The organism is Pseudosulfitobacter sp. SM2401, assembly GCF_042932805.1.
GTDB lineage: Bacteria > Pseudomonadota > Alphaproteobacteria > Rhodobacterales > Rhodobacteraceae > Ascidiaceihabitans.
In genome coordinates, this window is sequence record NZ_CP170633.1 from 3,476,776 (window position 1) to 3,500,867 (window position 24,092).

24 protein-coding genes are annotated in these 24,092 nt (G+C 53.1%); 16 read left to right on the top strand and 8 right to left on the bottom strand.

The genetic code is table 11. The annotated features are described in order from the left end of the window. The first annotated feature begins 47 nt into the window (after nt 1-47). Complete coding sequence (locus ACFIO0_RS17015; RefSeq protein WP_390911589.1) at nt 48-1,373, top strand: lytic murein transglycosylase; 1,326 nt, start codon at nt 48-50, stop codon at nt 1,371-1,373. Here ACFIO0_RS17015 and ACFIO0_RS17020 read toward each other — a convergent pair. The 4 genes from ACFIO0_RS17020 to ACFIO0_RS17035 all read right to left on the bottom strand — a co-directional run bounded on the left by ACFIO0_RS17020 (nt 1,370) and on the right by ACFIO0_RS17035 (nt 6,193). Further along, entirely contained in the window at nt 1,370-2,581 is a 1,212-nt protein-coding gene (locus ACFIO0_RS17020; protein ID WP_390911590.1) for an ABC transporter permease subunit, read from the bottom strand. The genes ACFIO0_RS17015 and ACFIO0_RS17020 overlap by 4 nt on opposite strands. A gap of 5 nt (nt 2,582-2,586) precedes the next feature. Further along, nucleotides 2,587-3,858, bottom strand: a complete 1,272-nt coding sequence (locus ACFIO0_RS17025) for an ABC transporter permease subunit (RefSeq protein WP_390911591.1) — start codon at nt 3,856-3,858, stop codon at nt 2,587-2,589. A 61-nt stretch (nt 3,859-3,919) separates the two neighbouring features. After that, nucleotides 3,920-5,026, bottom strand: coding sequence for an extracellular solute-binding protein (locus ACFIO0_RS17030; protein ID WP_390911592.1), 1,107 nt, complete (start codon nt 5,024-5,026; stop codon nt 3,920-3,922). 111 nt (nt 5,027-5,137) lie between these two features. Next, nucleotides 5,138-6,193, bottom strand: a complete 1,056-nt coding sequence (locus ACFIO0_RS17035; RefSeq protein WP_390915356.1) for a polyamine ABC transporter ATP-binding protein — start codon at nt 6,191-6,193, stop codon at nt 5,138-5,140. Between the two features lie 258 nt (nt 6,194-6,451). Here ACFIO0_RS17035 and ACFIO0_RS17040 point away from each other — a divergent pair, with 258 nt between their 5' ends. Together ACFIO0_RS17040 and argE are read left to right on the top strand one after the other, a co-directional pair. After that, the gene (locus ACFIO0_RS17040; protein ID WP_390911593.1) at nt 6,452-7,630 is read left to right on the top strand and encodes a M24 family metallopeptidase; all 1,179 of its coding nucleotides are present in this window, start codon (nt 6,452-6,454) and stop codon (nt 7,628-7,630) included. Further along, nucleotides 7,627-8,766 (top strand): acetylornithine deacetylase, encoded by a 1,140-nt coding sequence (gene argE / locus ACFIO0_RS17045; RefSeq protein WP_390911594.1) that lies wholly within the window; start codon nt 7,627-7,629, stop codon nt 8,764-8,766. Before ACFIO0_RS17040 ends, argE begins: the two co-directional genes overlap by 4 nt. 5 nt (nt 8,767-8,771) lie before the next feature. On the opposite strand, the gene ACFIO0_RS17050 is transcribed toward argE, so the two are convergent. Further along, complete coding sequence (locus ACFIO0_RS17050) at nt 8,772-10,169, bottom strand: aminotransferase (RefSeq protein ID WP_390911595.1); 1,398 nt, start codon at nt 10,167-10,169, stop codon at nt 8,772-8,774. Nucleotides 10,170-10,327: 158 nt separating this feature from the next. On the opposite strand from ACFIO0_RS17050, the gene ACFIO0_RS17055 reads away from it, so the two are divergent. The 6 genes from ACFIO0_RS17055 to ACFIO0_RS17080 all read left to right on the top strand — a co-directional run bounded on the left by ACFIO0_RS17055 (nt 10,328) and on the right by ACFIO0_RS17080 (nt 17,037). Further along, entirely contained in the window at nt 10,328-11,413 is a 1,086-nt protein-coding gene (locus ACFIO0_RS17055) for an extracellular solute-binding protein (RefSeq protein WP_390911596.1), read from the top strand. Between the two features lie 59 nt (nt 11,414-11,472). Beyond that, nucleotides 11,473-12,594: a polyamine ABC transporter ATP-binding protein gene (locus tag ACFIO0_RS17060; protein WP_390911597.1), complete on the top strand. Its 1,122-nt coding sequence runs from the start codon at nt 11,473-11,475 to the stop codon at nt 12,592-12,594. Next, complete coding sequence (locus ACFIO0_RS17065; protein ID WP_390911598.1) at nt 12,591-13,466, top strand: ABC transporter permease subunit; 876 nt, start codon at nt 12,591-12,593, stop codon at nt 13,464-13,466. Before ACFIO0_RS17060 ends, ACFIO0_RS17065 begins: the two co-directional genes overlap by 4 nt. Continuing rightward, nucleotides 13,463-14,281, top strand: a complete 819-nt coding sequence (locus ACFIO0_RS17070) for an ABC transporter permease subunit (RefSeq protein WP_390911599.1) — start codon at nt 13,463-13,465, stop codon at nt 14,279-14,281. Before ACFIO0_RS17065 ends, ACFIO0_RS17070 begins: the two co-directional genes overlap by 4 nt. Beyond that, nucleotides 14,278-15,591: an FAD-dependent oxidoreductase gene (locus ACFIO0_RS17075; protein ID WP_390911600.1), complete on the top strand. Its 1,314-nt coding sequence runs from the start codon at nt 14,278-14,280 to the stop codon at nt 15,589-15,591. Before ACFIO0_RS17070 ends, ACFIO0_RS17075 begins: the two co-directional genes overlap by 4 nt. Before the next feature lie 120 nt (nt 15,592-15,711). Next, nucleotides 15,712-17,037, top strand: a complete 1,326-nt coding sequence (locus ACFIO0_RS17080) for a nucleotide sugar dehydrogenase (RefSeq protein WP_390911601.1) — start codon at nt 15,712-15,714, stop codon at nt 17,035-17,037. Here ACFIO0_RS17080 and ACFIO0_RS17085 read toward each other — a convergent pair. Next, nucleotides 17,034-17,696 (bottom strand): flagellar hook capping FlgD N-terminal domain-containing protein, encoded by a 663-nt coding sequence (locus ACFIO0_RS17085; protein ID WP_390911602.1) that lies wholly within the window; start codon nt 17,694-17,696, stop codon nt 17,034-17,036. The two genes, ACFIO0_RS17080 and ACFIO0_RS17085, sit on opposite strands and share 4 nt — an antisense overlap. A gap of 11 nt (nt 17,697-17,707) precedes the next feature. After that, on the bottom strand, nt 17,708-19,210 hold the full coding sequence (locus ACFIO0_RS17090) for a flagellar hook-length control protein FliK (protein ID WP_390911603.1): 1,503 nt from the start codon (nt 19,208-19,210) through the stop codon (nt 17,708-17,710). Between the two features lie 115 nt (nt 19,211-19,325). Between ACFIO0_RS17090 and ACFIO0_RS17095 the strand changes: the two genes are divergently transcribed. Both ACFIO0_RS17095 and ACFIO0_RS17100 read left to right on the top strand, forming a co-directional pair. Beyond that, on the top strand, nt 19,326-19,610 hold the full coding sequence (locus tag ACFIO0_RS17095; protein ID WP_390915357.1) for a rod-binding protein: 285 nt from the start codon (nt 19,326-19,328) through the stop codon (nt 19,608-19,610). Continuing rightward, a complete protein-coding gene (locus tag ACFIO0_RS17100; RefSeq protein WP_390911604.1) occupies nt 19,603-19,959 on the top strand; it encodes a flagellar biosynthesis protein FlgN in 357 nt (118 codons plus the stop codon). The genes ACFIO0_RS17095 and ACFIO0_RS17100 overlap by 8 nt, the downstream gene beginning before the upstream one ends. Before the next feature lie 161 nt (nt 19,960-20,120). On the opposite strand, the gene ACFIO0_RS17105 is transcribed toward ACFIO0_RS17100, so the two are convergent. After that, complete coding sequence (locus ACFIO0_RS17105; RefSeq protein ID WP_390915384.1) at nt 20,121-20,333, bottom strand: hypothetical protein; 213 nt, start codon at nt 20,331-20,333, stop codon at nt 20,121-20,123. Between ACFIO0_RS17105 and ACFIO0_RS17110 the strand changes: the two genes are divergently transcribed. The 5 genes from ACFIO0_RS17110 (at nt 20,233) to ACFIO0_RS17130 (ending at nt 24,053) form a co-directional block, all read left to right on the top strand. Further along, a complete protein-coding gene (locus ACFIO0_RS17110) occupies nt 20,233-21,387 on the top strand; it encodes a flagellin (RefSeq protein WP_390915358.1) in 1,155 nt (384 codons plus the stop codon). The genes ACFIO0_RS17105 and ACFIO0_RS17110 overlap by 101 nt on opposite strands. Nucleotides 21,388-21,465: 78 nt before the next feature. Beyond that, complete coding sequence (gene flaF, locus ACFIO0_RS17115) at nt 21,466-21,843, top strand: flagellar biosynthesis regulator FlaF (RefSeq protein WP_390911605.1); 378 nt, start codon at nt 21,466-21,468, stop codon at nt 21,841-21,843. Further along, entirely contained in the window at nt 21,840-22,241 is a 402-nt protein-coding gene (gene flbT, locus ACFIO0_RS17120) for a flagellar biosynthesis repressor FlbT (RefSeq protein WP_390911606.1), read from the top strand. Before flaF ends, flbT begins: the two co-directional genes overlap by 4 nt. 2 nt (nt 22,242-22,243) lie before the next feature. Then, on the top strand, nt 22,244-23,032 hold the full coding sequence (locus ACFIO0_RS17125) for a DUF1217 domain-containing protein (RefSeq protein WP_390911607.1): 789 nt from the start codon (nt 22,244-22,246) through the stop codon (nt 23,030-23,032). A gap of 88 nt (nt 23,033-23,120) precedes the next feature. Continuing rightward, the gene (locus ACFIO0_RS17130) at nt 23,121-24,053 is read left to right on the top strand and encodes an IS5 family transposase (RefSeq protein ID WP_390910353.1); all 933 of its coding nucleotides are present in this window, start codon (nt 23,121-23,123) and stop codon (nt 24,051-24,053) included. Nucleotides 24,054-24,092: the final 39 nt, after the last annotated feature.

The following is a 24,092-nucleotide window of genomic DNA, read 5'->3' on the forward strand; positions in this document are numbered from 1 at the left end:
TTCTAAAATCGGTGATTGTCGTTAAATTGGAAACAACATAGGTTTCAATGAGGCACATCATGTGGGTTTTACGAGTATGCGCCATCACGGCGGGGCTGTCTTTGGTCAGTCAATCGGCACAAGCGAACACAATGTCCGCATCAACGCGTCCGCCGTTGAAGATTGCGGCGCAAAATTCGGCGCAACCGGTTTCCTTTGATGCGCGCCCACCAGTTCGGACGCAGGCTCCCTCGCTAGCAAAAACGGTGTCATCAGATGCGGGATTGCAGTTATGGATCACTGAATTCAAACCACGAGCAGTCGCGCAAGGTATTGATTTATCTGTTTTAGATCGGGCGCTGCGCGACGTGAACTATGATGCAAAAATCATCAAGCGTGATCGCAACCAGTCTGAATTCACAAAGACAATTTGGGATTATCTAAGCACGGCAGTCTCGGATTTACGGATCAAAAATGGCAAAGCGGCACTGCAAAAGCATGCTGAAATCTTTGAACAAGTTGAGGCGAAATACGGCGTCGAAAAAGAAGTCGTGGCAGCAATTTGGGGTTTGGAAAGCGCCTACGGCACATTTCGCGGCAGCGACAGTGTGATCCGTTCGCTGACAACATTGGCGTACGACGGCCGCCGCGGAGAGTTCTTTGAAGGAGAGCTAATTGCCGCCCTAAAAATCCTGCAAAACGGTGACACAAGCGCGCAAAACATGACCGGCAGCTGGGCTGGGGCCATGGGGCATACGCAGTTCATCCCGACGTCATTCTTGGCCCATGCCGTGGATTTTGACGGCGATGGGCGGCGCGATATCTGGTCCGATGACCCCCAAGATGCCATCGCATCGACCGCTGCCTATCTGGCACATTTTGGCTGGGAAAAAGGCACGCCTTGGGGTGTCGAAGTAACGATCCCTGACACTTTCGACTACCTATTGGCCAACCGGGACATCGCGAAATCCCCGCAAGAGTGGGCGAATTTGGGCATTACCGGGACGCATGGATCCATCAAAAACTATGGGCTCGCATCGATCTTGCTGCCTGCGGGCGGCGACGGGGCTGCCTTTATGATCTTTGGGAATTTCGAGGTGCTCGAAAGCTACAACACCGCGGACGCTTACGTGATTGGAGTTGGGCATCTAAGCGACCGGATCAAAGGCGGTGCGGCGATCAAATCGGGTTGGCCGTTTGACGACAGTGCTTTGACGTTGACACAACGCGAAGACATGCAGCGCCTTTTGACTGCCAAAGGATTCGACACAGAAGGGATCGACGGCAAAATCGGGCCCAAGACTGTCAACGCCGTGCGCGCCTATCAGGTCAGCGAAGGATTGCGCCCCGACGGCTATGCATCCCCTGCTTTGATCAATCGATTGCAGCGCTAAGCTGGTGACATACCGCGCAGGCGTTCAGAGCGACGACGCAGCATTTCAACCACGGTCAGCAAGCAAATCGAGATAATCACAAGCAGTGTCGCAACGGCCAGAATTGTCGGGCTGATTTGCTCGCGCAGGCCTGTAAACATCTGCCATGGCAACGTTTTCTGACCAGCTGAACCGACAAACAAAACCACGACGACTTCGTCGAATGAGGTGATGAAGGCGAACAATCCGCCGGAAATTACGCCCGGCAAAATCAGTGGCATTTGAACCCGAAAGAACGTCGTCACAGGGTTCGCACCCATGTTCGCGGCTGCCCGCGTCAACGAGTTATCAAATCCGACAAGCGTCGCTGTCACGGTGATGATCACGAACGGAATACCAAGCACGGCGTGGGCCAAAATGACTTTGACGTAGCCGACGAAATTCTTGCCCAGCCCAAGGCTGTTTTCCATGAAATTCCCAAGGTCCGAGTAGAAAAAGAACATGCCCGTCGCCGAAATGATCAGCGGAACGATCATCGGTGAAATCAGGATCGCCATGATCGTACCCTTTAGCGGCATGTGTGATTGGCTCAGACCGATCGCGGCCAGTGTGCCCAGAGACACCGAAATGATCGTGGCAATCGGCGCAATCGTCAGCGAGTTTTTCAAGCTGCGTTGCCATTCGTTGTTGTTAAAGAAATCCTGGTAATGCTTGAGCGAGTAACCCGCAGGATCGAACCGCAGCATTTCTGGCGTGTAGGTGAAAAAGTCCTGCGCGTTAAAGCTAAGTGGGATGATCACCAAAATCGGTGTGATCAGGAACACAAAAACAGCGCCGGCAATAATGCGGAAGGCGTAGTGCCACAGCACTTGGCCACCCGTCAGATAAGGCAACAGACGGGCGCGATAACGCCCTTCAAACAGCCAGAATGTGAACCAGTGGAAAAACCACCCCGCCAGCGCACCGAGGATCAAGATCGGTAAACCGCCAAACAAAAACCCTGCAGCCCCAAAGCCAAAAATGGTGAGACCTCGGGTGAAGCTTTCGTATTTCGCAGAGACAATCAGGACAAACGCAATCGCGGCCATGATGATTGCGCCAGCGACCAGACCCATCGGACCAGCCCCGTTTGCGGTGCCAACCAGCAGGCCAACAAAGGCCCCGGCCAAGGCAACGCAAGGCAATACAAAGGACAAAGGTGTTCGTGATATCGGTGTCAAAGCAGCCATGTTTCTTATCCCAATTTCACGTTGTCGATGCCGACGATTTTGTCATAGGCCCAGTAGAGCAGCAGAACCACCACCAGCAGAATTGTTCCCAATGCGGCCGCCAAACCCCAGTTTAGAGAGGACGAGATGTGATAGGCGATCCGGTTCGAGATAAAGACGCCCTTGGTTCCGCCCACGATTTCCGGCGTGATGTAGTAGCCAATCGACAGGATGAACACGAGGATCGATCCCGCGCCAATGCCCGGAACGGACTGCGGGAAATAGACGCGCCAGAAGGCTGTCCAGTTGGTCGCGCCCAGTGATTTCGCCGCACGCAGATAGCTAAGCGGAATGGTCTGCATCACCGAATACATCGGCAAAATCATGAACGGCAGCAGGATGTGCGTCATCGCCACAATCGTACCAAATTGGTTGTTGATCAGGATCAGGCGATCCGCGTCGGGCACCAAACCAATCCAAACGAGCACCTCGTTGATGACCCCGTTTTGCTGCAACATCACCTTCCACGCTGATGTCCGCACCAACAGCGAGGTCCAGAATGGCAGCAACACAAGGATCAGCAGCAAGTTGGCAGTGCGCGCAGTCGAGTTCGCCAGCAACCAAGCAACCGGATAGCCCAGCATGATGCAAGACCCCGTGATGATCAGCGACATGATCAATGTTCGCCCGAACAGCTTGAGCAAAATTTGCTTTTCTTCGGGCTGCCAGGCAATCCCGTCAGGTGTCTTTTGTGCATCAACCGCGTTCAGGAAATACCCGGATGTAAAGATACCGGAATGGGTTTGCAGCACTTTCCACGTCTCGACGTCACCCCACCCTTTGTGGATGTCGATCAGCTTGTCCTTGAACGGCGCATCTGCCACCGGATCAAGCTTTTTCATCTTGCGACCCGATTGGCGGAACATCGATGAAAAACCCGTCTTTTCATAGTTCAAACGGCCACCAAGGCGCGTGTGCTTCTTGGCCTCGATTGCGACGGCCATGTCACGTGTGAATGCGGCATAGACGGCCTCGTCTGGCAATTGGCCGCTGCTTGCATCCCAACTGCCCAGCGCGCGCACCGTTTCAGGCAGCGTGTTAACCACAATGTCGTTCTGCACCGACCGTGACAGCATGTTCACGATGGGGAAAATGAACGTCAAAAGAACAAAGATCAGCAATGGGGCAACCAGCATCAAAGCCCGTAGTTTCTGGCGTCGCATCGCACGGGCTAAACTGCGCTTTAGCGGCGTGCCATCTGCGGCCAAAACTGGCCCGTCTGCTGTGATATCGCTCATCTTTGGTCTCTTTAAATCAGAGGGGTTGGGTGGGCATTGCTGCCCACCCGAGGTCTACGAATTACTTCGCCAACCATGCTTGGAATTTCGCGTCGATATCGTCGCGGTAATCTGCCCAGAACTCGTAGTTATACAAGAACGTGTTCTTTGCGTTGTTTGGGTCTGTTGGCATGTGTGGTGCCATGTCGATGCCCAATGTTTTGTGCTTGCCGACCAAAGGTGCGGAAGACTTACGTGCAGGACCATAAGAGATGTACTGCGCTTGGTCTGCCAGACGCTGTGTGTCTGTGGCGAACATGATGTAGTCCAGTGCGCGTGCTTGACGCTCTGGGCTTAGGCCCGCTGGGATGATCCAACCGTCAAGGTCAAATACTTGTGCGTCCCACAGCATGCCGATTGGCTGCTTTTGCTCTTCGATCGCTGCGAACAGACGACCGTTGTACGTGGAGCCCATGATGACTTCGCCGTCGGCCAACAGTTGTGGCGTATCCGCACCAGCAGACCACCAGATTACGTCGTCTTTGATGGTGTCCAGTTTGGCCAACGCTTGGTTTTGGCCTTCTTCGGTTCCCAGAACGTCATAAACTGCGTCTTTTGCAACGCCGTCACACAGCAAAGCCCATTCCATGTTGTTGATTGGACGCTTTTCCAAAGAACGCTTGCCTGGGTAGGCGTCCGTGTCAAAGACAGCGCAAACGGATGTTGGGGCTGTGTCGCCAACCAAATCCGTGCGGTAGCCGAATGTTGTGGAATACACGATTTGTGGGATGAAGCAGTCGGACACCAACAGGTCACCAAAGTCTTCGGATGCTTTTGTGCCGTCTGGTGCGTCAGCCAATTGCGTGTCCGGGTCGATTTCCAGCGCAAGACCTTCGTCGCACAGGCGGATCGCGTCTGCTGCAACAACGTCAACCACATCCCACGTTACGTTGCCCGCTTCGTTCATCGCGCGCAGTTTTGCAACCGCTTCGGCAGATGAATCGTCGTTGATGATGTTGACGCCGTTCGCTTCGGCATAGGGGTCGTGATACGCGCCTTTTTGAGACGCAGAGTAAGCGCCGCCCCAAGATACGATTGTCATTTCGGATGCCATGTGGCCGTCAGCCGATACCATGGATGCCGCAACAGTAAGGGCCGTCGTGGCCATCAGTGTTTTGGTGAGTTTCATTAGGTAGTCTCCCAAGTGTTGCCCGTGTGAATGATTAGGAAGGTTATAACGGGCATGATCCCCTTCCCTTTTTCATCGCGCTAGGTGATTGGAACGCGACATCTCGTACCGCTATGCATCAAGCGCGCGGCAATCCTCTGCAAGCCAGCCAATTTCGATTTGCTGGCCCGGTTTCAGGCGCACCTGATCTGGTGCGTTGCGGGTTTTGATCACAAAATCGTCCTTGCCAGCGACGCGCAGACGCGTGCGGAAAATGTCACCCATGTAGATGAATTCCAGCACTTCGGCTTTCAACGTATGCGCCCCTTCTTGCAGGCGCGTCGGGTCCATTTCGACCCGTTCCGGACGGATGGAAACGCGTGTGCGCTGACCAGCCTCGGTTACGTTGACGGGCTTGGCATCAATCAGATCGCCATTGTCGAGCTGCACCAGCGCCACGCCGCCTTTGATCTCTTTGACCACACCTTCGAGCGTGTTGTTTTCACCGATGAACTGCGCAACGAAACTGTTTTCCGGCTCTTCATACAGTTGATCCGGCGGGGCCAACTGCTGAATGCGACCATCGTCAAACACGGCAACGCGGTCTGACATCGTCAATGCTTCGGTTTGGTCGTGCGTAACATAGACCGTGGTGATACCCAACTCGTGCGCGAGGTTTGTGATCTCGAACTGCAAAGTTTCGCGCAGTTGCTTATCCAAAGCACCAAGCGGTTCATCCATCAAAACCAGCTCCGGTTCGAACACCAAGGCACGCGACAAAGCGATCCGCTGTTGCTGCCCACCAGACAATTGCGTCGGACGGCGGCCTGCGAAATCTTGCATCTGCACCATACCCAGCGCGCGCATGACTTTTTCCTCGCGCTCGGATTTGCCGATTTTGCGCACTTCCAAAGGAAAGGCGAGGTTTTCAGCAACCGTCATATGCGGGAACAACGCGTAATTTTGAAACACCATGCCAATGCCGCGTTTGTGCGGTGGAATGTTGTTGATCGACACACCATCCAGACGGATATCGCCGTGGGTCGCCGTTTCAAAACCCGCCAGCATCATCAGGCAGGTCGTCTTGCCAGACCCCGATGGTCCAAGCATTGTCAGAAACTCGCCCTTGGGCATCGACAGGTTCAGGTCTTTGACGACGAGGTTCACGCCATCGTAACTCTTTTGCACACGTTCGAATTCGACGAACGCCGCATCACTAGTAGAATTGGCCAATTCAGGCTCCCCGGTTGTCTTTGGCGGTTTTTCCCGCTTTGTTGACGGAATTAAAACCAATCAACACCAGCATTACAACAGTCGAAGTCCAGATTCCGACCAATGCAGGCGAATTTACGGTAATTCGACCGAATTCAAGGCGATAGGGCTTGTGATTGAAGGCTTGCGTGTTCGCCCGCGCTTTCGCAGGGTGGTCTGGCAGGAGGACACACCATGACAGCCAAGCATCTACCCTTTGAGCAATCTGAATACGATCGGCGTCTGTCGATGGTGCGCACAGCGATGGCGATCGCGGGGTTGGACGCGCTGCTGGTCACTGATCCGTCAAACCAAGCATGGATCACCGGATACGACGGCTGGTCGTTTTACGTGCATCAAGCTGTGATCGTTCTGCAAGACGCCGACCCGATCTGGTGGGGGCGCAGGCAGGACACCAACGGCGCGCTACGCACCGTTTGGATGGCGGATGATTGTGTGCTGGGTTATGACGACAACTACGTGCAATCCACCGAAATGCACCCGATGGAGGACTTGGCGCGCCACTTGGACGGCATTGGGGTCGAAAACCTCGGCGTTGAAATGGACAACTACTATTTCTCGGCCAAAGCGTTTTCCGTTTTGTTGCAAGCCTTGCCCAACGTCGGGTTCGCGGATGCAACTGCCATGGTAAACTGGCAACGCGCGATCAAATCCGAACCCGAAATCGCATTCATGCGCAAAGCGGCGTTGATCTCGGAAAAGGTGGTGGACGGGTTGCTGGAACGCGTCGAACCGGGCGTTCCTAAAAACGAAGTTGTCGCAGAAATCTACCGCGACGCGATCCGCGGCGTTGACGGCGCGTGGGGCGATTATCCCGCAATCGTGCCGCTGTTGCCCTCTGGCACCGACGCCGCCGCACCACATCTGACATGGGACGGACGGCCATTCGCAACGGGCGAGGCGACATTTTTCGAAATCTCGGGCTGCTATCGCCGCTACCACGCCCCGTTCTGCCGCACGTTGTTTTTGGGCAAACCGCCCGATGATCTGAAGCGCGCCGAAGCCGCATTGATCGAAGGACTAGAGGCAGGGCTAGCGGCCGCCCGCCCCGGCAACCGCGCGTGCGACATCGCCAACGCACTTGCTGCACCCTTGGAAAAAGCAGGCATCGAACGCGGCGCGCGCTGCGGCTATCCCATCGGCCTTAGTTACCCGCCAGATTGGGGCGAACGCACAATTTCACTGCGTCCAGAAGACGAAACCGTACTGGAACCCAACATGACGTTCCACTTTATGCCAGGCCTTTGGATGGCCGATTGGGGGCTTGAAATCACCGAAAGCATTCGCATTCGTCATGAAGGTTCCGCCGAAACTTTCTGCAATCGTCCACGTCAGATGTTTGTCAAACCATGAGCCTAGAGGCGACGGTTGATCTGCTGGGCCGACTGGTCGCCTACCCTACCATATCCGCGGACAGTAACCTTAGCATGATCGCCGAATTGGGCGATCGACTAGAGACCGCAGGCGCACGGGTCGAGGTCCTGCAAGACGGATCCAAAGCCAATCTGTTCGCCACCATCGGGCCCGACGGTCCGGGCGGTTTGGTGCTGTCGGGCCACACGGATGTGGTTCCAGTAACAGACCAAGATTGGAGCAGTGATCCCTTTGTGATGCGCAAGGAAAACGGGCTGCTTTATGGTCGTGGCACCTGCGATATGAAGGGGTTCATTGCAGCTACAATTGTGATGGCACCACTATTTGCGCAAGCCAAAAAACCGGTGCATTTCGCATTTACCTACGACGAAGAGATCGGTTGTCTTGGCGCACGCGCATTGGTGCCTGAATTGCAAAAACGCGGTATCCAACCAGCCATGGCCGTAATCGGCGAACCAACAGAAATGCGCGTTATCGAGGGGCACAAAGGCTGCAGTGAATACACAACACATTTCACGGGGTTAGAAGGGCACGGATCAGACCCCGATCAAGGCGTGAATGCCGCCGAATATGCCGTCAAATACGTCTCCAAATTGCTTGAACTACGATCAACTTTGATCGCACGCGCACCTGCCAACAGCCGGTTTGAGCCCCCCTGGACAACGATCAACATCGGACGCGTATCAGGGGGCGTGGCGCACAACGTGATCGCGGGAAAAACCGAAGTGGATTGGGAAATGCGCCCTGTTCAGCCTAGCGACCACGCCTTAGTCAAAGATACGATTTTGGCATATTTAGAGACTGAATTACTACCAGCCATGCGCAGCGTTCATCCAATGGCGGACATCCGAACCGAAGTGATCGGAGAGGTCGCGGGACTGGAGCCAATGTCCGAAAATGCAGCGCGGGATTTGGTCGCGGGATTGGTGGGATCAAACGGGGCGGACGTCGTTTCGTTCGGAACCGAAGCCGGTCTTTTTCAGCAAATGGGGATGGACGTCGTCGTATGCGGGCCCGGCAGCATTGCGCAGGCCCACAAACCGGATGAATTCATCGCAATCGATCAGCTAGCGGCTTGCATCTCGATGCTTGAAACGCTCGCTGATCGTGTTTGATTTGATCAAGACGCCGCCTTTAGCAGGTCAAGTTCTTTCATTTGTGCGTAGGCTTCGTCCAGCGCAGTTCGCGCCCGCGCGCCCATGATTTTGATTTCTTCTGGCGAGATAATCAGCGGCGGTGAAATCACCATCCGGTCATAGACGTGGCGCATGATCAGATTGTTGGCAAAGCAACGTTCGCGCGTCATGAAACCGGCAGTGCCAGCATCAGCGGCAAACTTGGCACGGGTTTCCTTGTGAGGCGTCAGGGCAATAGACCCCATCATGCCGACGATCGTTGCTTCGCCGACCAACGGGTGATCCGCCAGCCCGTGCCACATCTCGTGCAGGGCCGGCATTGCCACATCGCGCACATGATCGAGGATGTTTTCCTCTTGTAGAATACGCAAGTTTTCAAGTGCGACGGCGGATGCAACTGGGTGACCCGAATACGTGTAACCGTGGTTAAATTCGTCGCTGTTGATCGCTTCGGCAACTTCATCCGACACGATGGACCCGCCGATTGGCTGATAGCCGGACGACAATCCTTTGGCGATGGTCATGATGTCCGGTTTGATGCCGACTGTCTCGGATCCGAACCAGTTTCCTGTGCGCCCGAATCCACAAATGACTTCGTCTGCGATCAGCAGGATTTCGTACTTGTCACAGATACGCTGGATTTCCGGCCAATAGGTGCTGGGCGGTACAATCACGCCGCCGGCGCCTTGGATTGGTTCCGCGATAAACGCCGCAACGCGGTCTTCACCCATCGCAAGAATCGCTTTTTCCAATTCCTGTGCGCGGGCCAGACCAAAGTCAGCGGGAGTTTGATCGCCGCCTTCGGCCCACCAATACGGCTGGTCAATGTGGTGAATATCAGGGATCGGCATCCCGCCTTGCGCGTGCATCGGTGTCATACCCCCAAGGCTGCCGGACCCCACAGAAGACCCGTGATACGCATTCTTGCGCGAGATGATGATCGACTTTGTCGGCTTGCCTTTGATCGCCCAATAATGGCGCACCATTCGGATGTTTGTGTCGTTCGCCTCAGAGCCTGAGCCTGCAAAGAACACGTGGTTCAAATGCGCCGGGGCCAGCTTCGCAATCTCGGCGGCCAACGCGATCACAGGCGCGTGGGATGTCATGAAAAATGTGTTGTAGTAAGGCAGCTCCTTCATCTGGCGCGCGGCGACTTCGGCCAATTCATGGCGCCCATATCCAATGTTAACGCACCAAAGACCCGCCATTCCGTCGAGAATTTCGTTGCCTTCGCTATCTTGCAAATAGACACCATTCGCCCGCGTGATAATGCGTGCACCTTTGGCCGCCAGTTCATCATTCGTGGTAAACGGATGCATGTGGTGGGCCGCATCCAGCGCTTGCAGTTCGGCGGTCGGCAGGTGATTTGTAATAGCTGGCATGATCGGTCCTTAAGATACGGGTCAACGCGCCGACATTATGTGCATTTCAAGTGCTGTCAATCGCCGCGAACGCACCATCTTCTTGCCGTGGCCCTTAAAACTTGGTTCTATACATTGATGACCGGGACAAACTCGGCAACCACCCACGGGAGAGATTTATGAGAAACGTAATGCTTGGCACAGTTGCCAGCTTGGCGCTGCTGGCGACCGCTGCAACCGCCGAAGAAGTCCGCGTCTACAATTGGTCCGATTATATCGACGAAGAATTGCTGACCAAATTCGAAGAAGAAACCGGCATCAAGCTGATCTACGACGTCTTTGACAGCAACGAAGTTCTGGAAACCAAAATGCTGACCGGGTCCTCTGGTTATGACGTTGTTGTGCCATCGGGCACGTTCTTGCAGCGCCAAATCTCCGCGGGTGCGTTCCAGCCGCTGGACATGGACAAGTTGTCAAACAAGGGCAACCTTTGGGACGTGATCGAAGCACGCACCGCACAGTATGACCCTGAAAACGCGCATTCAATCAACTACATGTGGGGCACAACCGGCCTTGGCGTAAACGTCGGCAAAGTGACCGAAGCCTTGGGTGCAGATGCGCCAATGGGGTCGCTGGAATTGGTGTTTAACCCGGCCAACATGGAAAAGCTGGCTGACTGCGGCGTGCATTTCCTCGACGCGCCTGCCGAAATGATCCCTGCCGCGCTGAACTACATCGGCGAAGACCCAGACAGCCACGACCCAGACGTCATCGCCAAAGCCGAAGCCGTACTGATGGCCGTGCGCCCCTACATCACGAAATTCCACAGCTCTGAATACATCAACGCGCTGGCGAACGGCGACATCTGCGTCGCGTTCGGCTGGTCAGGTGACATTTTGCAAGCGCGTGATCGTGCGGCCGAGGCTGAAAACGGCGTCGAAGTTGCCTACACTGCACCGACCGAAGGTGCGCTGATGTGGTTTGACCAAATGGCGATTCCCGCGGATGCACCAAACCCGGACGCGGCCCATAAGTTCCTGAATTTTATTTTGGACGCCCAAAACATGGCCGACGCGTCGAACTACGTTTATTACGCAAACGGCAACAAGGCTTCGCAAGAATTCTTGGTCGAGGACGTGATCGGCGATACAGCGATCTACCCAGATGAGGCGACGCTGGAAAACCTGTACACCACCACACCGTACCCTCAAAAAGTACAACGCGTCGTCACGCGCCTGTGGACCAAAATCAAGTCGGGTACCTAAGCCGACTTTCGGGGCGCGGACACGATCTGCGCCCCACCTCAAATTCAGAAAGAACGCCAGTGTCAGAGCCTGTTTTCGCCCCTTGGAATGACGCGGATGCGACCCCGCTGATCACCTTTCAAAACGTCACCAAAAAATTTGGTGAGTTCGTGGCGATTGACGATTTGACGCTTGATATCTTTGAGCAAGAATTTTTTGCCCTGCTGGGCCCTTCGGGCTGCGGCAAAACCACGATGATGCGAATGCTGGCGGGTTTTGAAAACCCGTCGAACGGCGCGATTTCATTGTCTGGCAAAAACATCGCGGGCGTGCCGCCAAACCAACGCGCCGTGAACATGATGTTTCAGTCCTACGCGTTGTTCCCGCATCTGTCGGTTTGGGAAAACATCGCCTTTGGCTTGAAGCGCGACGGCATGGTCAAAGACGCGCTGAACGCCCGTGTCGACGAGATGCTAAAACTGACGCGGCTCGAGAAATTCGCCCGTCGCAAACCACATCAGATTTCCGGCGGACAACGGCAACGTGTGGCGCTTGCCCGCTCGCTGGCCAAGGCCCCCAAGCTGCTGTTGCTGGATGAACCGCTTGGTGCCTTGGATAAGAAATTGCGACAGGACACGCAGTTTGAATTGATGGACATTCAGGAAAAAACCGGCACGACATTCGTGATCGTCACCCATGACCAAGAAGAAGCGATGACTGTTGCCTCTAGAGTTGCCGTCATGGACGAGGGTCGGATCATTCAAGTCGCCACGCCCGAACACATCTACGAAGAACCAAATTCTGTCTACGTCGCGGACTTTATTGGCGATGTGAACCTGCTGACAGGGCAGGCAAAGGCAACCGGGCAAGACACGTACGAGATCGAAGTACCTGTGTTAGGGTCGATTTTTGCCTCTAGCGCCCGACCATTTTCAGACGGCCAAACCTGCCATCTTGCGATCCGCCCAGAAAAGGTGGCGATCCACGCGGAACGGCCAAGTGCTGACAACGCAGTGCAGGGAAAGGTCCTCGATATCGCGTATCTCGGCAATCTCAGCACCTATCACGTTGAACTGCCCGGCGGCCAAATTATCAAAGCCCAAAGCGCTAATACCCGCCGAATTTCCCGTCGCACATTCACGTGGGAAGACCCTGTTTGGGTCAGCTGGACCGCCACGGCCGGCGTGTTGCTAGATCAATGAGACGCGCGATCCTCATAGCGGTTCCGTACCTTTGGCTATTGGCGCTTTTCTTGATCCCGTTCTTTATGGTGTTCAAGATTTCGATGTCAGACGCGATCCTCGCAATCCCTCCTTATGGCCCGACGATGAAAGACGGGTTTCGCGAGCTGATCAGCCAGCTGGACTTCGAGAACTTTGTGTTTCTGACCACCGACGATCTCTATTGGAAGGCGTATCTGAGCAGTCTGAAAATCGCATTCATCGCGACAGTTTTGACCTTGATGGTTGGCTATCCCGTCGCCTACGCCATGGCCCGCGCGCCCGAAGAATGGCGCCCAACCCTGATGATGCTGGTAATCTTGCCGTTTTGGACCAGCTTTTTGATCCGCGTTTACGCATGGATCGGCATCCTTAGCACCAACGGTTTCCTCAACCAATTTCTGATGGGCATTGGCGTGATTAGCGAACCACTGACCATTTTGAACACCAACACCGCCGTCTACATCGGCATCATTTACACCTACGTCCCGTTCATGATCTTACCGATCTACGCCGCTTTGGACCGATTGGATGCGTCCCTGATCGAAGCTGCCGAAGACTTGGGCTGTTCCCGATTCAAGGCCTTTTGGTTGATCACTTTTCCACTGTCCAAAAACGGTGTGTTCGCGGGCTGTTTTCTGGTGTTCATCCCGGCTTTAGGTGAATTCGTGATCCCGTCGCTTCTGGGTGGATCAAGCACCTTGATGATCGGCAAAGTATTGTTCGAAGAATTCTCCTCTAATCGCGATTGGCCAGTCGCCAGCGCCGTCGCCGTCGTCTTGTTGCTGATTTTGATCGTGCCAATCGTTTTGTTCCAGATGAACCAACAGCGTGCACAAGAGGCAGAACAATGAGACGCCTGAGCCTGTTCAATTCTGTATCGCTGACCTTGGGCTTTGCGTTCCTGTATTTGCCGATGCTGATCTTGATCATTTACAGTTTCAACAAATCAAAACTGGTCACGGTTTGGGCTGGTTTTTCAACGCAATGGTATGGCGAGTTGATGCAAAACGAAGCGTTCTTGGACGCGGCTTGGGTCACTTTGAAAGTCGCAGTTGTATCCTCGACCATCGCGACGGTTTTGGGCACGATGGCGGCTTATGCGCTGGTGCGTGGCGGGCGGTTCTTTGGACGAACTCTTTTCTCGGGGATGGTTTTCGCCCCACTTGTCATGCCCGAAGTCATCACCGGCCTGTCGCTGCTATTACTCTTTATCGGCATCGGATTAGACCGCGGCGTCCTGACAATCATCCTCGCACACACCACATTTTCGATGTGCTTTGTGTCGGTTGTTGTTTCGTCACGCCTATCCACATTTGACCGCTCACTCGAAGAAGCAGCACTCGATTTAGGGGCCTCCCCCTTCGCCGCATTCAGACTGGTGACACTGCCAATCATTGCGCCCGCCGTGGTCTCAGGTTGGTTGCTGGCGTTCACGTTGTCATTGGATGATTTGGTGATCGCGACCTTTGTGACGGGCCCTTCGGCCACAACGCTACCGATGAAAATCTGGTCCTCTGTGCGCCTTGGTGTGACACCTGAAATCAACGCACTTTCCACGATTTTGATCGGGTTGGTCGCGACAGGCGTCATCACCGCGTCCCTTGTGTCCAAGCGCAATTTGGTTCGAATGCAGCGCGAAGAACGAGCCGCCGAACGGGCGCAATGACGCGAATTTTTCCTGATTTTGCGTATAGCGACGGACCGCGCGCAGGGTGTTGGTGGGATGACACATGCGGCCTGCCCGACTACCCGGAGATGGATTCGGATATCGACTGTGATGTTGCGATCGTCGGCGCAGGATTCACCGGATTAAACGCCGCACTTCGCCTAGCCGAAGCAGGCGTCGACGTGATCGTGGTCGATGCCGAAACCGTTGGATGGGGTGCCTCTGGCCGCAACGGCGGCTTTTGTTGTTTAGGCGGCGGAAAAATCAGCGACGCAAAATTGGATCGACGCTTTGGCAAAGATGAACGGCTGGCGTATCGCGCGGCTGAAAAAGCAGCTGTTTTTCACGTTCAAAACTTGATTGACCGCCTTCAACTGGACGTCGACAAACATTCTAACGGCGAAACCGAATTGGCCCACAATCCCCGTGTCTTTCGTAATTTGGTGGATACAGCGGCGGCAATAGAAGAAAACTATGGCGTCACGCCAGATTTCACTTCCAAAGACAAATTGCACGATGCCGGATTGAACGGACCGTTTCACGGCGCACGAACAACACCGATTGGGTTTGGTCTTAACCCTCGAAAATACATTGTCGGCTTGGCACAGGCAGTCGTAAACGCGGGTGGACGCATTTTTTCAAACTCACCGGTTTTGTCGATCTCAGGAACAACCATTCTGACCAAACGAGGCCGTGCAACTGCCAAAAACGTGATTGTCGCAACCAACGGATATTCCAGTGAAACTGTCCCAAACTGGCTAGCCGGACGCTACATGCCGGCACAATCCAGCGTGTTAGTTACGCGACCCCTAAGCCAAGCAGAGCAGTCCGAACAAGGTTGGAGCAGCGCGCAAATGGCATTCGATTCACGCAATTTGCTCCATTACTTCAGACTTATGCCCGATGGCCGATTTCTCTTTGGGATGCGCGGCGGACTACGGTCATCACCCAGATCAGAAGCGCAATCTCGACGGAAAACGCATCACGATTTAAAGCAAATGTTTCCGGCTTGGGCGCAGATCGATGTGACACATTCTTGGTCTGGGATGGTCTGTGTCGCGCGAAATCTTCTGCCATATGTCGGCCCTGTCCCAGAGCAGCCCGGCGTGTATACGGCGCTGTGTTATCACGGAAACGGTGTCGCGATGGGCAGTTTCAGCGGGGCGCGCATTGCCGATCTTATTCTGCATCAGAATGAACGGGTTTTACCAAAGGCGATGCGGCAACCGCTTGCGACATTCCCGTTCGGCAAAGCACGCCGATTATTGATGCCGCCAGTTTATGCCGGTTACGCAGTTTCTGATTTGTAGTCTTGTGCCCGAATCGCCGCGACACGGCGTAAACAATAGTTCAATTTGATCGCGATTGTTGACACAACCAGCCCCATCCACCATTTCGATATCAAAGCCAACGATAAAAAAGGTGAGCAGATGAAAATCGCAATGATCGGAACTGGATACGTCGGACTGGTGTCTGGAGTATGTTTCTCGGATTTCGGGCACGATGTGATCTGCGTTGACAAGGATCCTGCCAAGATCGAAATGCTCGAAGCTGGCAAAGTGCCAATTTATGAGCCCGGACTTGATGCCTTGATGGCCAAAAATGTCGCTGCAGGACGGTTGTCATTTTCAGGCGATTTGGCTGCTGCTGTTGATGGTGCGGATGCTGTTTTTATTGCAGTTGGAACACCAACTAGGCGCGGCGACGGCCATGCTGATCTGACGTATGTTATGGCTGCGGCCGAAGAAATTGCGCATGCTTTGACAGGATACGCAGTGATTGTGACCAAGTCGACGGTACCTCTCGGGACAAATCGTCAGGTCAAGCACACCGTATCCAAGGCGAACCCCAAGGCTGAATTCGACGTCGCATCAAACCCTGAATTTCTGCGTGAAGGCGCCGCGATTGACGATTTTATGCACCCGGACCGTGTGGTGGTTGGCGTTCAAAATGATCGAGCCGCCGAAGTCATGACGGACGTGTACCGTCCCTTGTATCTACGCGATTTCCCAATCATGACCACTGATTTGGAAAGCGCCGAGATGATAAAATACGCGGCCAACGCGTTCTTGGCGACCAAGATTACCTTTATCAACGAAATCGCTGCACTTTGCGAACGCACCGGTGCAGACGTAAAAATGGTGTCCAAGGGGATGGGTCTGGACGGGCGTATTGGAAACAAATTTTTGCATGCCGGTCCTGGTTACGGTGGCAGCTGTTTTCCAAAAGATACGCAAGCTTTGGCGCGTATTGGGCAGGATCATTCCATGCCCATGCAGATTACCGAAGCCGTCATAAAAGTGAACGAAGAAATGAAACGCAGGATGATCGACAAGATTATCGATCTTTGCGGCGGGTCGGTGAACGGAAAAATCATCGCAATGTTAGGTGTGACATTCAAACCGAACACCGACGACATGCGTGACGCGCCGGCTCTAACGATTGTCCCTGCATTGGTTGGTGGCGGCGCTAAAGTACGTGTTGTTGACCCTCAAGGACAGCGCGAAGGCGAAGAGTTACTGCCTGGTGTGAACTGGATGGATGACGCTTATAAAGCCGTTCAAAACGCCGACGCTGTCGTGATTTTGACAGAATGGAACGAGTTCCGTGCCTTGAATCTAAAACGTGTCGCCAATCGAATGGCGACACCTGTCATGGCTGACTTGCGCAACATCTATACGCAGAAAGACGCCAAACGCGCTGGATTTGTGGCCTACACTTCTATCGGTCGCGAAGACTATGGAATTAAACGTTAGGCCCCTTCACGCAGACCGCTAACTTGCGCGGTGGTGATTAGCGTTCCGCCTTCAAGGACAAGAACAGCGGCACCCGCTTCGATCCTTGCTTCAGTGATCCGAGAATATGTTTCTACCGGAGAGAGGTCCATCAGCTCGCCGTTGGACCTCGATTCAACTGAGAACGAATATTGTCCCTCTTCAAACGGTGATCCGTCATCTTGAACACCGGCCCATTCAATTGGCTCGGCAGAAACGGCAATCAGTGTGCGCTGCACTTCTTCTCCGGCTTTGTCGTACACTACCAAGTATGCTTGATCCGCTGCTGCCAAGGGGCGTGGTTCGACAGTAACAGGTGCCCCGTCAAAGAATGCAGGTGCGGTTGTGCGTGCCTCCATGCCGATCCAACCCGCCATACTTGCCATGTTGCCAGCGCCAAGCTGAGCGGCCAAACCAGAGAGCAATTCGTTTGATTTCACTTGCTGTTCCACCATCGAAAATTGCGCCAGCTGTGCCGCGTATTCAGACGAATCAATAGGCTCAAGTGGGTCTTGGTACTTTGCCTGCGTCGTCATCATATGCAGGAAAGTTTCAAAGTCAGATGACAATACCGAGCTTGCCTGATTTACGCCCTGCGTAGACGCCGATTGTACCGCTGATGTGAGGGATGAAATGTCCATCGTTTAGTTCCTTAAACTAGAATGTCGACGCCTGTACTTTGCGTCCGCAAAATCGGGGTTTGATCTGGATTTTCGAGATTTGAAATGGAGTCATTCTGCGGTTTTTCGACCACGTGATCCGCCCCAAGCTGACGGTCATCTTTTTGATCATGGGCGCCGTTTTGTTCGAAATTAAATGACAGGTTCTCGTGGCCCATTTCAGCAAACGAGCGCGCCAAATCATCAATATTGCGCCGCATCAATTCCAATGTCTCTGACCGTTCCGCTGAAACGGTCACAACCATACCGGTCTCCGCAGGAGAAAGAGCGATTCGCACACGCCCTAATTCAGCTGGCCGTAATGCGATTTCAACAGTCTTTTCCGCAGTTACTTGCGCGCGAACTGCGTCCGTCATTTGACGTATCACAGTCTGGCTCATCTCTTGGCGAATGCTAGGTGCGGAAGCAGTTGCTACATTTGCGAAGCGGGCCTCGTGACGGGCTTCAAAAGACTGTTCAAAGCCAGCTTTCGAACCTTCTTCAGCCTTCATTGATAGGCGTGGAATTTCCTCTCTGCTCTGGAAAGCACTTCGCATCAAAGAGACCGTTTCCGCCACAGCGTTTGAGGGTGGTCGAACCTCATTTTGAGTAAACTCTGATTGCACTGGCTCCCTTTGATTTAACTGGGACATAGTTTGTCGCAAAGATGGCTCTACTGAAGTTGAACCTGTGCCAAGTTCTTGTGGAAATTTTACATGTGGTTGGCCAGACAATGGCGACCCAGATCCAATTTCCAAATTCTTAGCGGCTGAGTTAGATGCGGGTGCCGCTAATACATCCTGGTCATTCTGTGTCGCAGAAAGCATCAAAGTACTGTCAGACCTACCCAACTTTGTTGAAATATTTTCGCTGTCTGCCATTGAGCTATTAGGTAACGTAATTTCACCTACTCCCGCGATTTCAGGTGTTCTTGGGTACAAAGCGGTTTCCGCACGACCTGACAAATCCAATTTGCCGGAACTATCCGCACGCATTTCATTTAACAGCGCTGCTTCAATTGAGGACGGGATTCTTTGTTTGGAAACCTGTTCTTCCCCATTCGAACCCACGTTATTCACGAACTTTGGAAGGTCAGTTTCATCAATTTTGGAGCCAAAATTGTTTGTTTTTGGACCAAGCCCGTAGGGGTCTTGCGTTGAATCATCATGATCTCCGGCGGGAAGCTCCCGCCCATAAGCATTGATCGGAATGTCTGAGTCGGACTCTCCGCCTAAGACGGTGTCTGAATCCATCACTTCGTTATCCGAATCGTCGATTTCCACTTGATCCTGATCGTCCTGATCAGAATTTTCAGGAAAAATCGTCAAATCAGAGTCTGATTCTTCTCGACCAGAAATCATAGTTTCCCGATCGTCAAATTCATCAAAAACTTGACAAAACCCCTGTGAATGCTGCGATTTTTCAATGCTTTCCGCACGCTCAATCGCAGGTGAACTCGGCTGCGTTCTAGCCATAATAGAGTCTGTAATTTGCATAGTGTACTCCGGGATTTCTTCCTCGTTTGGGTGCACTATGCTGATTGGTGGTTACCAGTTCTTTACCGGTTTGCGGGCATGGTCGACAAAATACATCGAATTGAAGGAAGTCGACATGATCAACGCGCTGTCCGCCGAAACGGCGGTCAAACCTGCATCTGTCAATCGCAATGATGCATTGCAAGCGGCGGCCAAAGAATTGGAAGCAACATTTCTGGCGGAGATGTTGAAATCTGCAGGCTTCGGTCAATCCCGCGAGAGTTTCGGCGGTGGATCAGGCGAGGACCAGTTCGCATCATTTCTCGTTTTAGAACAAGCCAAAGCGATGGTGGAGGCCGGAGGAATCGGGCTTTCTGAATCGCTATTTAACGCCCTAAAGGAGCACCAGAACAATGGATGACATGATTCAAGATACGATCGATTCGCTAGATGACCTACTAGATGCTGAGCGCGCGGCCTTATTGACGGGAGACATCGACCAAATTGGCCGACTTATGGCGCAAAAGGAATCGCTCATTGATACGCTCAATGATCAAGAGGCAGTGGATCGCTCGGAATTAGAGCATTTGAATTCGAAAGTTGAGCGAAATCAAGAGCTGCTACATTCAGCACTAGATGGTATTCGTACGGTTGCACGCCGCTTGGCCACGATGCGCCGAATTCGCAAGACACTAGAGACCTATGATGCACAAGGTCGCAAAAACAGCATCGTTCTACACCAAGAGCAAACAGTAGAACGTCGTGCGTAACTCGTGGTCATCTCGGATTGATTCAAATCTGCGATAAAGCAGGAAAGAGGTTTAGGAAAACATTAGCATTTGCACACTTAAAGTTGGGGTGCACTCTGATTGGAGTGGCACAAAACCGGAAACCCGGAATTTGTATCGGTCAGAACGACATCTTGTTCGCCTTACAGAGGCGAGAAACCAACTTGGCGCAAAGCGCCGCGAAAAAGGAAAATGCAAATGTCGAGCATTCTTACAAACAACAGTGCAATGGTTGCACTGCAAACTCTAAAGTCCATCAACAGCAGCTTGTCTTCAACACAAAGCGAAATTTCGACAGGTAAATCTGTCGCTTCCGCAAAAGACAACTCTGCTGTCTGGGCGATTTCCAAAGTCATGGAATCGGACGTCAAAGGCTTTAAGGCAATTTCTGACAGCCTGTCTTTGGGTGAAGCATCGGTATCGGTTGCACGTAACGCATCCGAATCTATCACCGATCTGTTGACAGAGATGAAAGGCAAGATCGTTGCCGCACAAGAAGACAACGTTGACCGCGGAAAGATCAACGACGACGTAACTGCACTCAAAGATCAAATTGCTTCGGTTGTCGGTGCAGCTCAGTTCAACGGTCTGAATCTTGTCAATGGCAACCTCGCTTCGACAAATGTCCTGTCCTCTTTGGATCGGGATGCGGCAGGCACCGTGACGGCCTCTTCGATTACGGTCGACGGGCAAGATCTGTCTACTGGTGGGTACACGGCTAAAGCAGCCTTTACCGGTTCTGACGGCGTATCAGCAGATGCTGCTGACACGTTCGGCTTCTCCCTGGATGCGACTGGTGGTACCGACGACGCAGGTGTCGTGGTCATCGCTGATCCTACGTATGCGGCTGGTGACAAGGTTTCCATGACGGTTGGAGACTTTAGTGTATCTTACACGGTCACAGCCGAAGATGTTGCGTCCTCAACCACCGAGGACATCGTCGCAATCGGTCTGAAAACAGCCATCGAGGCGACAGATGCAGACGTTACCGTGGACTACGACAGTGCATCACCAGGCCAGTTGGACATCACCAACACCGGAACTGGCTCGCTGAGCATCAGCGGCCAATTTACAAACGCAGGCGCTGGTGGTCTTGGTGCTTTGGACACAATCGACGTGTCTACAGGCGCTGGTGCAATCGCAGCTTTGGGTGCGATCGAAGGACTGATTGATACCGCAATTGACGCATCAGCAGCCTTCGGTTCTGTTGAAGGTCGGATCCAAACTCAGGGTGAGTTCATCTCGAACCTGACCGACTCTCTTAAATCTGGTATCGGCTCAATGGTTGATGCGGATATGGAAGAAGTCTCTGCACGTTTGCAAGCGTTGCAAACTCAGCAACAGTTGGGCGTTCAGTCGCTTTCTATCGCGAACCAAGCACCACAAACTCTGTTGTCCTTGTTCCGTTAAACTAGCTTGGCTGGGGCGTCATAGCGCGTCCCAGCTACACCCACGACATTCAGATTTCATCATTATGAAAGTAGCATCGTGAACGCATTTTCTTCAGCTCAACGCGGATATGCCGCCAATGCCGAAACAACCCAAACAGGGCGGCGCGCGGAGTACGCTTTGATTGCAAAACTCACACATCGTTTACGCGCAACCGCTCAAACTGCCGATCTGCATTATTCTGACTACGCACAAGCATTGCATGACAACCGAAAACTATGGAGCACACTAGCCATAGATGTCGCTGATGCCGACAATGAATTGCCGGAAGCACTGCGAGCAAGGGTGTTTTATTTGTCTGAATTTACGACACAACACACCTCAAAAATTTTACGTGAAAAAGCATCCGTAATGCCATTGCTAGAAATCAATATGGCCGTGTTACGTGGCTTGAAAAATGAAGGAGCAGTCGCATGAGCGGGCTCATCATCAAACTTAGTCCAAAAGAACGGATTCTGATAAACGGTGCCGTTATCGAAAATGGTGACCGAAGAAGCCGTATGACGATCATGACACCGGCAGCAAATATTCTAAGACTACGCGATGCCATTCATCCTGAAGATGCCAAAACGCCAGTGCGACGTGTGTGCTATGCCGTTCAATTGGTTCTTACAGGTGACACAAAAGTTGAAGATGCACGTCTCCCATTGCTCAGAAACATTGAAGAACTCAGTCAGATTTTTGTTGATTTAGACAGTCGTCGACATCTTGATGCCGCTTCCAGTGCTTTAGTCAAAGAAGATCATTATCACTGCCTCAAGGCCCTCCGTTCTTTGCTACCGCGTGAAGATCGGCTTTTGGCTACGAGAGTCTAGTTATGTTTCAACCAGTTATTCCCACAGGTGGTGTTGCAGGTTGGCGTTTCTTGCAACGCACTTACGATACGCAGCTCGAGACCTTTGGCCAATCCGCTCAAATTCAGCGAGAAACTGATCATTTCAGAGACAAGATCGCTCAAATCGCATCAGCCGAAGACTTAGTCGCTGATAGGCAGTTGCTAACCGTCGCTCTCGGAGCTTTCGGATTGAGCGATGATATCGACAACAAATTCTTCATCAAAAAAATGCTCGAAGAAGGTAGCATTGCTGACGATGCTTTAGCCAACCGCTTCACTGATACCCGCTATAGTGAATTAGTTGCTGCATTTGGATTTGGTCCTTCAGAAGTCACACGTACTGGGATCTCGTTATTTACTGACGAAATCATCGAAAAATATCAGGTCAACCAATTTGAAGCTGCTACTGGCGTCCAAGACGAGAGCATGCGCATCGCGCTTTACGCACAGCGTGAGTTGGTGGAAGTGGTGAGTGAAGAAGGATCTGAAGCGCAAAAGTGGTTTACAATCATGGGTCAACCTCCGCTCCGATCGTTGTTTGAAACCGCATTGGGTTTGCCAAGCGCTGTTGCCCAAGTTGACATCGACAAACAGTTGGAAATTTTCCAAGATCGAGCGCAATCTATTTTTGGGAGCTCGAGTGCAGCGCAATTCACCGACCCCGAAAAAGTTGAAAACTTGGTTACTCAATATCTGGCAAGGGCGCAAATCAACTCAATCGGTACAGGGGCATCCTCAACTGCGATTGCGTTGACCTTATTGCAAAGCTAGATTTCGTTTCTACAATCTCAACGGGCTTTGTTGCACAAATCGGTTTGCTAGGATTCATGTTGTGAATCGAGCGTGTTAGCAGACCATCATGAGTAGCTGGACACCGACGACTTACAAGACCATGAACTGGTCAGATTACAATCGAGCCCTGAAGCAGCGGGGTTCGCTGTCGATCTGGTTTGACGCTGCTATGGCTTGGGATGCGATGCCATCTGGCCGACGGGGCCGTCAACAGGCGTATAGTGATGCGGCGATCCAAGCCTGTCTGACGATTAAAATGCTGTTCGGTTTGCCCCTAAGGCAGACGACGGGGTTTGTCGAAAGCCTCCTGGAATTGGCCGGGTTGGACTGGACGGTGCCAGACTTCAGTACCTTGCGTCGGCGGCAGAGAACGTTGTCGGTCATCATTCCCTATCAGGGCTCACCGGGGCCATTACATCTGCTCATTGATAGTACCGGCATTAAAGCTGAAGGCGAAGGTGAGTGGAATGCCCACAAGCATGGCGGCCCTAAACGCCGCCTCTGGCGCAAAATTCACATTGGTATCGATGAAGAAACACTAGAGATACGTGCCGTCGAGGTCACCAGTAGCGGCATCGGTGACGCACCCATGCTACCTGACCTGCTCGATCAGATCCCCCCGGACGAAGAGATTGGCAGTGTCACCGGGGACGGTGCTTACGACACCCGCAAATGCCACGATGCAATTGCAGAACGTAACGCCCATGCTGTCATTCCACTGCGTAAGAACGCCAAGCTGTGGAAGCCCGACACGTCCGGAGCCAGAGCGCGCAACGGAGCGGTCCGATACTCAAAGTACCTGGGTCGCGCAATGTGGCGGCAAGTCACTGGATACCACCGCCGAAGCCGCGTCGAAACAAAGATGCATTGTCTGAAACTGCTGGGTCAATCGCTCATGGCCCGCGACTTTGATCGCCAGGTCGCTGAGATCCAAATCCGCGCTGCCATCCTAAACGGCTTCACTGCACTAGGTATCCCCAAGACACAGGCTGTAGGCTAAATCGGTCCGGGGTCAGGGGAGGTCCGACCTCAACCCGAT